The sequence below is a fragment of the Pseudarthrobacter oxydans genome (assembly GCF_030812335.1).
In the GTDB taxonomy this organism is placed as follows: Bacteria; Actinomycetota; Actinomycetes; order Actinomycetales; family Micrococcaceae; genus Arthrobacter; species Arthrobacter oxydans_B.
Window position 1 is genome coordinate 428,615 of sequence record NZ_JAUSSN010000004.1, and the last position, 9,910, is coordinate 438,524.

A 9,910-nucleotide genomic window follows, 5' to 3' on the forward strand; every position below is an offset into this window, starting at 1 on the left:
ACCGCCTGACGGCGGTGGTTGTCAGCTGGCGTAGGCCTGGAATTCGGCGAGCCCGACGTTTCGGGTGGTGCCGCTGACGGTGGTGACGGTCAGCCGCACGCTTGTGGTGGCGGTGTCGGGGAAGCTGATGCTGGTCGCTTGGCCGGCATTGTCCAGGGCCGGCACCGGGACGGTGGTTCCGTCAGAGAAGGTCAGGATGCCGCCGGTGATCTGGTCCTTGGCGTTCGGCCGGTCATAGAGCACGACCCGGTTCAGGGTGACAACGGCCGGGAAAGCAAGATCGAGGTAGCTCCCGGCCCTGCCGCCCATGGTGACCCATTCCCGGGTCGAGTCGACCGGGTAGCCGGCAATGACACCGTCAACGGCCTTCCTGGCAGTCTGTCCCGCAAGCTCGTTCTGGGAACTGGCCGTGACCGACGCCAGGGCCGCAATGTTCGCGGCGGTTATGGCCGGGGCCGTCACGCCGGGGTAGGCCTGAAGTTCGGCGAGTCCGACGTTCTTGGTGGTGCCGCTGACCGTGGTGACGGTCAGCCGCAGGCTCGTGGTGGCGCGGTCGGGGAAGCTGATACTGGTCGCCTGGCCGGCGTTGTCCAGCGCCGGCACCGGGACGGTGGTTCCGTCGGAGAAGGTCAGGGTGCCGCCGGTGATCTGGTCTCCGGCGTTGGGCCGGTCAAAAAGCACCACCCTGTTCAGGGTGACGGCGGCCGGGAAAGCAAGATTGAGGTAGCTTCCGGCTTTGCCGCCGACGGTCGCCCATTCCCGGGTGGCGTCGACCGGATGACCGGCAACGACACCGTCCACGGCCTTTACCGCGGTCTGGCCCGACGTCGTGTTCTGGGAGCTGGCGGTGACCGACGCCGAGCCCGCGACGTTGACGGGTTCCGTGACGGGGGCTGGCACGGGCACGACCGGCGCCGGATCCTCAGTCACGGGCACAACCGGCGCCGGATCCTCAGTCACGGGCACAACCGGCGCCGGATCCACAATCACAGGCACGACCGGTGCCGGATCCTCAGTCACAGGCGCGGTCGGTGCGGGCGCCTCGGTGCCCGGGTAGACCTGGAGTTCGGCGAGCCCAACGTTTCGGGTGGTGCCGCTGACGGTGGTGACGGTGAGCCGCACGCTGGTGGTGGCAGTGTCAGGGAAACTGACGCTGGTCGCCTGTCCGGCATTGTCCAACGCCGGCACCGCGACGCTAGTCCCGTCAGAGAAGGTCAGGGTGCCGCCGGTGATCTGGTCCTTGGCGTTCGGCCGGTCGTAAAACACCACCCGGTTCAGGGTGACGGCGGACGGGAAGGCAAGGTCGAGGTAGCTTCCGGCCCGGCCACCCACGGTCGCCCACTCCCGGGTCGAATCGACCGGGTGGCCGGCAATGACGCCGTCGACGGCCTTCACTGCAGTCTGTCCCGCGGTGTCGTTCTGGGAACTGGCCGTGACCGTCGCCAGGGCCGCAACGTTGGCGAGGTCGCCTGGAACGTTAACCGTCTCCGTGCCCGCCGCCGGCGCCACTGCAGGCGGCGTGACGGTGTAGGCCCGTGACAGCCAACTGCCGACCGAGTTCTGGGAACATGCAAGGGCCGTCGTGCAGGTCTTGGAATCGTGCTGGGCATAGGCCAGGAAGGCGTCGGTCTTGGCCGTCAGATCTGGATCGACCACATTGGACGGGCGCTGGGAGATGGGGTAGCCCTGGTAGCCGGTGATCGTGTGGGGTGTGGTGTAGAGCTGCTGCGCGGCGAGCACGAGGTAGGCGACGGCGTGGTGGTCGCTGTGGTCTCCGTCGCCGTACGTGCCGGCGAAGTCCAGCGTGGAGATCTGGTCCGGCTGGTAGCTGTTCATCAACGCCAGCAAGGTGGCCCGGAGCTCCGGGAGGGTGTACGAGGAGGACCGGTTGACGGCCGTGATCGTGCTGATCGCGCCGCTGTAGAGCTTCTGCAGGCTCTGGTAACCGTAGTCCGACCCGCCTCTTCCATCGCGGTATCCGTCCGGCAGCCGCATGAAGGCCAGCGAGAGCTGCGTTGCACCGTCCAGGGTAGCCACCGGGATCGGGTGTCCGGCGATACCGGCGTCAGCAGTCGTCCAGGAGTCGGCGACCCCGGCGAGATGGGCGTAGGCGGCCTTCACGCCGCTCTCCCGCGAGCTCCAGTAGGCCTCCGAGTCGTTGGCGTCGCCGGCCGTGAGGTAGACGGTGCGCACGCACAGCCCGTCGCGGATGGCCGAGAGGAGCCCGGGGCTCTGGAACAGCAGGTCATCATCCTGGTGAGCGACGATGTTAAGTGCCGTGCCCGCAGCGCACCCCGCGTCAGCGGAGGCGTCCGGTGCGGTCGCCATGCTCCCGGTGAGTGCCGCGACCAGCGCTAACGCCAGCAGAACCACGGACCCTCTGCGAGGCCGGGAAGACGGCATCTGGCTCATCCTTACTGTTATGACTTTGCCGTGTCGGTCATGACAACAGGCAAGGATTCCGCTGGGGCAACCCACCAAGTAAAACTACATCTATTTTACTTAATATCCAAGCTACATGCTTTTCGACATAGTTAATAGGGGTCCGGAGAACCCGGGATGCCGGGGCCGCCGCCGAAAAGGGTGGAGGGTAGGGTGGATCCAGAGGCGGCCAGATGAGCGGCTAGCCGCGAACGCTTTCGATCGGCCGGGAGGCAAAACAGTGGTGGTAGCCCGACGTCGTATCGCCCTCGACGAGGGGCGCGCGGCCCTCGCCGCCTGGCAGGCCGCCAACGCCCCAGGGCGGGACACCGCGGACGCCGCGGACACGGCCAGCCCGGGAGCCGGCACGCAGGTCCCCCGCAGCACGCTGGCGACGGCGGTGCGCTACTCCCTGGAGGAGGTCACCGCCCGGGCACCCGGGAATTCAGTGGAGGTGCGCGTCCCGCCGTTCGGCGTCACGCAGTGTGTGGAGGGCCCGCGGCATACCCGCGGCACGCCCCCGAACGTCATTGAGTGCGACGCCGCCACCTGGCTGTCGATGGTCAGCGGCCAGTTGAGCTGGGCGGACGCCGTCGGCGCCGGCCGGGTGGCGGCCTCCGGGCTGCGCGCCGACCTATCCGGCCTGCTGCCGCTCTAGACGGACGGCGTCCGGGCTATCCGCGTCCGATATACGGCATCCCGGCGGCGGTAATCACGAGGGATCCGACGCTGGCGGAGGGCGGCATCCCGGCCATCAGCAGCACCGCACGAGCGGCGTCGTCGACCGGGAAGGTTGGCTCCACGCGGCTGCTGCCGTCGGCCTGGACGGCCCCGGAGCCGACGCCGATCGTGTCCATCAGCTCGGTGGCCGTGTTGCCGATGTCGATCTGACCGCAACTGATGCCGAAGCCGCGGCCATCGAGTTCGATGCTCTTGGTCAGCCCGGTCATGGCGTGTTTCGTGACGGTGTAGGCGACCGTCCGGGGCCGGGGCGAGTGGGCGGCGATCGAGCCATTGTTGATGATCCGCCCGCCCTGGGGTGACTGCGACTTCATGGCCCGGACGGCAGCAGCGGCGCACAGCATGGAGCCGGTCAGGTTCACCGCCACGGTGGCGTCCCAGTCCGCGAGGCTGATCTCGTCCACGGAGGCCGCCGGCCCGAACACTCCGGCGTTGTTGAACAGCACGTCCACGCGGCCCCACAGCTCCAGGGCGGCAGCGAAGAGCCGCTCGACGTCGTCGGGCACGGTGACATCGCAGGCCACGGCGAGCGCCTGGGCATGTCCGGCCCCGGTCTCCAGCAGCTGCGCTTCCCGCCGGCCGGCCAGCACCACCCGGTACCCGTCCGCGAGCATGAGCCGGGCGACTGCCCGGCCGATCCCTGAGCCCGCGCCGGTGACTACGGCCACTCGGCCGGGCAGGTGATGTCGTGTCATCCGGCTAGCGTATGCCCAGATCCCGCACCATGACAGTGTTCCGCGCCAACATTGCGGCGAAGTGCCGCCTGGGATGTGCCGGTCTACCCCGCATCAGCGGGGGGCCGGCGGGAGTGCCGGCCGGCGAGGACGCCGGACCAGAAGGCGAGCGTCAACAGTCCGAGACCGACCAGCACGACGCCCGCCCATTTCTCCGCGTCCATGACCAGCAGGCCCGGGGCCGCAAAGGTCTGCCGGGACAGCGGGGCATAGGCGAACCAGCCGAACTCCTCCAGCCCCGGCAGCGACAGGAAGACCGCCCCCGCCGCCAGCAGGACCGCACCCAGAAGCGGCCCCGCGAGCCAGATCAGCCGCCGTTGCCGGGACGGCCCGGATTCCTTACCGCTGGACGGATTCATGGACACACTGTACCCGCCGGTCAAGGCGGTGGACTTGTGAGTTCACGGCCCGCGGCGGGCTCCCGGTTCAGCTATAGTGCGGACCCGGGCGGCGAGCCGTCCGATCGCGCTGTCCGCGAGATTTTCCAGCAGCGCCCGGGGGCTGGTGTAGATCTCGACGGCACCGGCGTCCCGGAGTTCCGCTTCGCTGGTGCCGCCGCATGTCAGTCCGATGGCCGGGATGTCGAGCTTCCCGGCGGCGTAGATGTCCCACACGGCGTCGCCCACGTAGACGGCATCCGATGCCTGCACGCCCACGGTGTGGAGGGCGGCGACGAGGATGTCCGGCGCCGGCTTGCTCTCCTTCGCGTCAGCCGAACTCGTGGCCGCGTCAATGAAGGCGTCGGCGCCGATCGCGGCCCGCAGCACCTCAAGGTCCCGCTGCCGGGCGGAGGAGGCGAGCGCGACGGCGAGCCCGTCCTCGTGGCATCGCGCCAGCAACTCGCGGGCGCCCTCCAGCGGACGCAGGGCCGGCCAGAAGGTGGCGAACACGCCCGCGTGCGAGGCCATGATGGTGCTGTCCTCGTTCCTGTCCCGGCCGTCCGGCAGCAGCCTGGCGAGGATCCTGTCCCCGCCCATGCCGACCGAGCGGTGAATGCTCGCCATCGGCACGTCGTAACCGGCCTGCCGGAAAGCCTGCCACCAGGCCAGGGTGTGAAGGTAGGCGGAGTCAACCAGCGTGCCGTCGACGTCGAACAGCACGGCCGCCCGGCGCGGGCCACGGGGCGGTGCGGCGGTCATGCTGACTGCGGGGCCGCGGCGGAGGGGACTGTCAGGACTTGCATCAGCGGTGTGCTCGTGCCCGTTTTCCGGCTGCCAGCGATCCGCCGGACAAGGAGGTTCCGCGGCCGGCGCCTCCGGCGGTCCTCCTCGATACCCTGGAGAGTGGTCCCGCCGGTGCGGACTGCCCGCCGGCGCTCCGGTCCCGGATGAGCCCAGTGCCGGCGATTTCGCGGGCCTGGGCGATACCGGCCACAGCTGCGCGCTTTGTGGGAAACGTGACCGAAATAGCCATCAGGCTTCCTGCTCCGTCCAGCATCCGAATCCGGTAGCCGCCGTCGGGCGCATCCACGAGCTCGAAATATCCAGCCATCGCACACTCCTTTAATCCTTACCCCCACACTAGGGTATTAGTAAGTATACTTATCTAAGGACTTGAAGAAAACCTCGGCCGGGGTAACTGAGAGCGGACTTCGGCCCGCGCGGCGCTTTGGATCAGGGCCCCGCCGACGGAGAGTCGCTGCGCCGCACGCCGTCCTCGTGCAGCTCGAGGGCGCTCATCACGAGGGCGAAATGGCTGAACGCCTGCGGCGTATTTCCCAGCTGCCGCCCGTCCTCGATGCTCCATTCCTCGCTGAGGAGTCCGACGTCGTTGCGCAGCGCGAGCAGCCGCTCGAACAGTTCCCGCGCCTCGCGGTGCCGCCCTGCCCCCAGGAGCGCCTCGACCAGCCAGAACGAACAGGCCAGGAACACTCCCTCCCCGCCCGGCAGCCCGTCGTCGCATTCTGCCGGCTTGTAGCGGCGCAGGAAGCCGTCATGGGTCAGCTCCCGCTGGACGGCATCAATCGTCCCGATCACCCGCGGGTCATCCGGGGCCAGGAACCCGACGCGCGGGATGAGCAGCAGGCTCGCATCGAGCTCCGGCCGCCCGTAGGACTGCACGAAGGTGTTTCTGTCGACGTCGAACCCCTTGGCCATGACATCGGCCCGGATCGTGTCCCGGAGCTCCTCCCAGCGGTCCGCGGGTCCGGCCAGGCCGAAGTCCCGGACGCCCTTCACCATACGGTCGGCCGCCACCCACGCCATCACCTTGGAGTGGGTGAAGTGCCGTCGGGGCCCGCGCATCTCCCAGAGCCCGTTGTCGGGCCGGTCCCAGGCCGTCTCGAGGTGTTCCATCAGGGCTAGCTGGAGGTCCCATGATTCGTCGGTGCTGGTGAGCAGCGAGTTCCGGGTCAGCGACAGGCAGTCCAGCACCTCGCCCCAGACATCGAGCTGGAGCTGCCCGGCCGCACCGTTGCCGGTCCGGACGGGAGCGGAATTCTCGTATCCCTGCAACCAGGGCAGTTCCACCTCGGGGAGGCGGCGCTCGCCATGGATGCCGTACATGATCTGCAGGTCCTTGGGGTCTCCCGCGACTGCCCGCAGCAACCAGTCACGCCAGGAGGCGGCCTCCTCCGTGTATCCGGCCGCGAGCAGCGCCTGAAGCGTCAGGGTGGCATCACGGAGCCAGCAGAACCGGTAGTCCCAGTTCCGTTCGCCACCGAGCTCCTCCGGCAGGGAAGTTGTCACCGCCGCCACGATCCCTCCGGTAGGGGCGAACGTGAGTGCCTTCAAGGTGATCAGAGATCGCTGCACGGCCGAGCGGTACGGCCCGGCGACCGTGCACTTGGCAGTCCAGAGCCGCCAGAAATCCTCAGTCGAAGCGAGCACCGGTTCCGGGTCCACGGCGCGGGGACGGTCCAGATGGCTCGGCGCCCAGGTCAGCACAAACGGGACCCGCTCCCCGGCCTTGACGGTGAAATCGCTGATGGTACGCAGGCGTTCGCCCCGGAGCGGCGCCTCGGTCACGAGATACGCGGCATCGGGACCGGCGATCGCGTGGATCCCCTGATCGTCGTGGCGGACCCACGGGACAATGTGGCCGTAGTCGAAACGCAGGACCAGCTCACCGCGCATCCTGACCGTTCCTCGGATGCCCACAACGATCCGCACGATGTCCGCTACCGCGTCACGGGGCGGCATGAAATCGATGACCCTGACCTTTCCCGAGGGCGTCTCCCATTCGGTTTCCAGGATGAGAGTGCCCTTGCGGTAGTGCCTTCGGGCGCATTCACCGCCGTCCGCCGGCGCCAGCAGCCAGCGCCCCGCCCGGGGAGTGTCCAGCAGGGCATTGAAGCAGGCCGGCGAGTCGAAGCGCGGCAGGCAGAGCCAATCAATCGAACCCTCGGTGCTGATCAGGGCCGCAGTCTGGAGATCGCCGACCAGTGCGTAATCCTCAATGCGAGCCATGGGACATACAGTGCCACACCGGTATCCCCAGGACTAGGATCCATAGATGCTGGAACGGAACTTCGGAACAACGTCCCTGCATGCCGGCGACTAGACCGGGGAAGTCTAGGCATGGCCGGCCCGGAGGCCTGCCCGGAAAGGGGATGGCGGGATGGACCACCAAGCGACCCAGCATGGACCTGTGCACATCGGCACCAGCGGCTGGAGCTATGACCACTGGGAGAACGTGCTCTACCCGCCGGGGCTGCCGGCGCGGGAGCGGCTGGCGCACTACGCGGCGCGCTTCACCACGGTGGAGCTCAACGCCAGCTTCTACCGGTGGCCCCGGGACACGTCCTTCGCCAGCTGGCGCCGTCGGCTTCCGCCGGGGTTCCTGCTGTCCGTCAAGGCCCCCCGCGGACTGACCCACGGCAAAAAGCTCTACTCCCCGGAGGTCTGGATCGAACGGATCGCCCGCTGCTGGCACGAACTCGGCGACAAACGGGCAGTGCTGCTGGTCCAACTGCCGCCGAATTTTGCCCGGGACGACGCGCGGCTGGAGTACTTCCTGGCGGCGCTGCCCGACTGGATCCGGGTCAGCGTGGAATTCCGCCACCCGAGCTGGGACGCCCCGGAGGTCTACACGCTGCTGGAACGGCATGGCGCCGCCTACTGCGTCATGAGCGGCGCCGGACTGCCGTGCATCCTCCGGGCCACCGCGGAATTCGTCTACGTCCGGCTGCACGGTCCGGACTGGGAGCACCTCTACGGCGGCTCCTATTCGGACGACGAGCTGCGCTGGTGGGCGGACCGGATCCGTGAATGGCAGGTGGCCGGCAAGGAGGTCTTTGTGTATTTCAACAACGACGGCGGCGGGAACGCCGTGCGTAACGCCACGGTGCTGAGGGATGTGCTGGGCGTCAACTGAAACGTAGCGTTTCCGGACACGGTCCGCGGCGGGACCGACCCTTGTGGGAGAGTGGAGGCATGGAATTGGCGTCACAGGAATCTCCCCGGCAGCAACCAATCACCGGCAACCGGGCGTTTCGCCTGGCGCACCTGGTCTCGGACACCGTTAACCGTGCCCGCCTGAAAGCGGCCCGGCGCTGGGACTTTGTCCCGACGACCGTTGCCTACCAAGGCTACGGATCCACCACTTGGGTCCGGGTCCTCGGCCGGGTGGTACTGACCAGCAAGCCCCACCCCGGCAGCCGGGTTGAGCAGGCAGCGCAAAACGGCAACCAGAACATCCGCGGCTGGCGGGCCTTCACGTCCGTCCCGATCCAGTACTCCGAGGTAGAGATCGAGATCGGCGGAGTGACCGCCCGGGTGCATGCGGACCGCGGCGGACTCGTGGACACCGTTGTGCAGGTGGAGCTCACCCCGGGGTGGCACACCGCGGTGCTCCGCGCCGAGGGGACCAAGCCGGCTTCGGCGAAGATCTTCGTCATTTCTCCCGACACCAAGCTCGGGATCGTCTCCGACATCGATGACACGATCATGGTCACGGCGCTCCCGAGGCCGTTCCTTGCGCTCTGGAATACTTTCGTACTCAACGAGCGCGCCCGGATGGCGACCCCCGGGATGGCCGTGCTGATGGACCGGATCATGGTGGAGTACCCGGAGGCCCCGGTCATTTACCTGTCGACCGGGCCGTGGAACGCCGCCCCCACCCTGGGGCGCTTCATCACCCGCAACATGTATCCGTCCGGCGCCCTGCTACTCACCGACTGGGGCCTCACCCACGACCGCTGGTTCCGCAGCGGCCAGGAGCACAAGCGCCGCAACCTGGACCTGCTAGCCGAGGAGTTCCCGAACATGCGCTGGTTGCTCTTCGGAGACAACGGCCAGCACGACGAAGCGATCTACTCGCACTTCGCCCAGCAGCACGGAGACCTGGTGGCCGCCATCGGCATCCGGCAGCTCTCGGCCAGCGAAGCCGTCCTGGCCGGTGGGCACTCGGAGACCGGCGACCACACAGGCTCCAACGTTCCGTGGATCTACTCCCCGGACGGTGCAGGCATGGCGAAAAGCCTACAGGAGCTCAAGATTCTCTAAGCGCCGGCCCACGCCGGCGCGTCAGCCGGTGCCAGCGTCGCCTGCCAACACGGTCCACCATTACTGTCGGTGCTTCGTGGTGATGTTTTTGTGGATCTCGGAAGAGTCTGGAGTGCGGAGAGCATGGCGGCCCTGGCGGCCGTCGCCGCGTCCGTTGCCGAGCTGGCTGCAATCAGCGGCGCCGGGGCGGACAATGCTGATCAGTCCGGCATTGTTCAGTCGGGCATTGAACAGCCGGGCATTGATCAGTCGGGCGCCGTTCGGTTCCGGGATGCCGAGTCGCTGCGGGACGCCGAGCTTGATCCTTGGGCTGATCCGTTGCGGGATCGGGCGGATGCCTGTCTGGACGGGCTCGCCGAGGCGGCGCGGGAGGAGGCCCGGTTCGCGGCGTTGAAGGTTCGCCTGACCGCGGATTACGCGGAGGCGACCCGGGCGATGGCGTCCCCGACGGCGTCCCTTCATGACCGCACCGTCCAGGAGATGGCGATGATCGCGGAGCTCGCGTGTGTCCTGACGGTGAGCGAAAACGCCGCCGGCGCCCTGCTGGATCAGAGCCAGGCCCTGACCACG

At 68.2% G+C, this 9,910-nt stretch carries 9 protein-coding genes and 1 pseudogene; 4 read left to right on the plus strand and 6 right to left on the minus strand.

Annotation, left to right across the window (positions count from 1 at the left end; genetic code table 11):
• Window positions 1-21 precede the first annotated feature (21 nt).
• Entirely contained in the window at window positions 22-2,328 is a 2,307-nt protein-coding gene (locus tag J2W14_RS09490) for a DUF7402 domain-containing protein (protein WP_307461568.1), read from the minus strand.
• A 334-nt stretch (window positions 2,329-2,662) separates the two neighbouring features.
• On the opposite strand from J2W14_RS09490, the gene J2W14_RS09495 reads away from it, so the two are divergent.
• Complete coding sequence (locus tag J2W14_RS09495) at window positions 2,663-3,079, plus strand: sterol carrier family protein (RefSeq protein ID WP_307461571.1); 417 nt, start codon at window positions 2,663-2,665, stop codon at window positions 3,077-3,079.
• A gap of 16 nt (window positions 3,080-3,095) precedes the next feature.
• Here the strand turns inward: J2W14_RS09495 and J2W14_RS09500 are convergent, their stop codons facing one another.
• From J2W14_RS09500 to J2W14_RS09520, 5 genes are all read right to left on the minus strand, one after another.
• Complete coding sequence (locus J2W14_RS09500) at window positions 3,096-3,857, minus strand: SDR family oxidoreductase (RefSeq protein ID WP_307461573.1); 762 nt, start codon at window positions 3,855-3,857, stop codon at window positions 3,096-3,098.
• Window positions 3,858-3,940: 83 nt separating this feature from the next.
• A complete protein-coding gene (locus tag J2W14_RS09505) occupies window positions 3,941-4,255 on the minus strand; it encodes a hypothetical protein (protein WP_307461574.1) in 315 nt (104 codons plus the stop codon).
• Window positions 4,256-4,297: 42 nt separating this feature from the next.
• Window positions 4,298-5,035 (minus strand): HAD family hydrolase, encoded by a 738-nt coding sequence (locus tag J2W14_RS09510; protein WP_307461576.1) that lies wholly within the window; start codon window positions 5,033-5,035, stop codon window positions 4,298-4,300.
• Between the two features lie 43 nt (window positions 5,036-5,078).
• A complete protein-coding gene (locus J2W14_RS09515; RefSeq protein ID WP_307461578.1) occupies window positions 5,079-5,387 on the minus strand; it encodes a YegP family protein in 309 nt (102 codons plus the stop codon).
• 122 nt (window positions 5,388-5,509) lie between these two features.
• The gene (locus tag J2W14_RS09520; protein ID WP_307461580.1) at window positions 5,510-7,303 is read right to left on the minus strand and encodes a glycoside hydrolase family 15 protein; all 1,794 of its coding nucleotides are present in this window, start codon (window positions 7,301-7,303) and stop codon (window positions 5,510-5,512) included.
• Between the two features lie 151 nt (window positions 7,304-7,454).
• On the opposite strand from J2W14_RS09520, the gene J2W14_RS09525 reads away from it, so the two are divergent.
• The 3 genes and pseudogenes from J2W14_RS09525 to J2W14_RS09535 all read left to right on the plus strand — a co-directional run.
• Window positions 7,455-8,210, plus strand: a complete 756-nt coding sequence (locus J2W14_RS09525; RefSeq protein WP_307461582.1) for a DUF72 domain-containing protein — start codon at window positions 7,455-7,457, stop codon at window positions 8,208-8,210.
• 59 nt (window positions 8,211-8,269) lie between these two features.
• Complete coding sequence (locus tag J2W14_RS09530) at window positions 8,270-9,340, plus strand: App1 family protein (protein WP_307461584.1); 1,071 nt, start codon at window positions 8,270-8,272, stop codon at window positions 9,338-9,340.
• A gap of 123 nt (window positions 9,341-9,463) precedes the next feature.
• A pseudogene (locus tag J2W14_RS09535) lies at window positions 9,464-9,910 on the plus strand (hypothetical protein); the annotation flags it as partial.

Bases quoted from the DNA above. Each gene is read 5' to 3' on its own strand.
- J2W14_RS09525 (WP_307461582.1), top strand. From the start codon at position 7,455: ATGGACCACCAAGCGACCCAGCATGGACCTGTGCACATCGGCACCAGC.
- J2W14_RS09530 (WP_307461584.1), top strand. From the start codon at position 8,270: ATGGAATTGGCGTCACAGGAATCTCCCCGGCAGCAACCAATCACCGGC.
- J2W14_RS09510 (WP_307461576.1), bottom strand. From the start codon at position 5,035: ATGACCGCCGCACCGCCCCGTGGCCCGCGCCGGGCGGCCGTGCTGTTC.
- J2W14_RS09490 (WP_307461568.1), bottom strand. From the start codon at position 2,328: ATGGCGACCGCACCGGACGCCTCCGCTGACGCGGGGTGCGCTGCGGGC.
- J2W14_RS09500 (WP_307461573.1), bottom strand. From the start codon at position 3,857: ATGACACGACATCACCTGCCCGGCCGAGTGGCCGTAGTCACCGGCGCG.
- J2W14_RS09520 (WP_307461580.1), bottom strand. From the start codon at position 7,303: ATGGCTCGCATTGAGGATTACGCACTGGTCGGCGATCTCCAGACTGCG.
- J2W14_RS09505 (WP_307461574.1), bottom strand. From the start codon at position 4,255: ATGAATCCGTCCAGCGGTAAGGAATCCGGGCCGTCCCGGCAACGGCGG.
- J2W14_RS09515 (WP_307461578.1), bottom strand. From the start codon at position 5,387: ATGGCTGGATATTTCGAGCTCGTGGATGCGCCCGACGGCGGCTACCGG.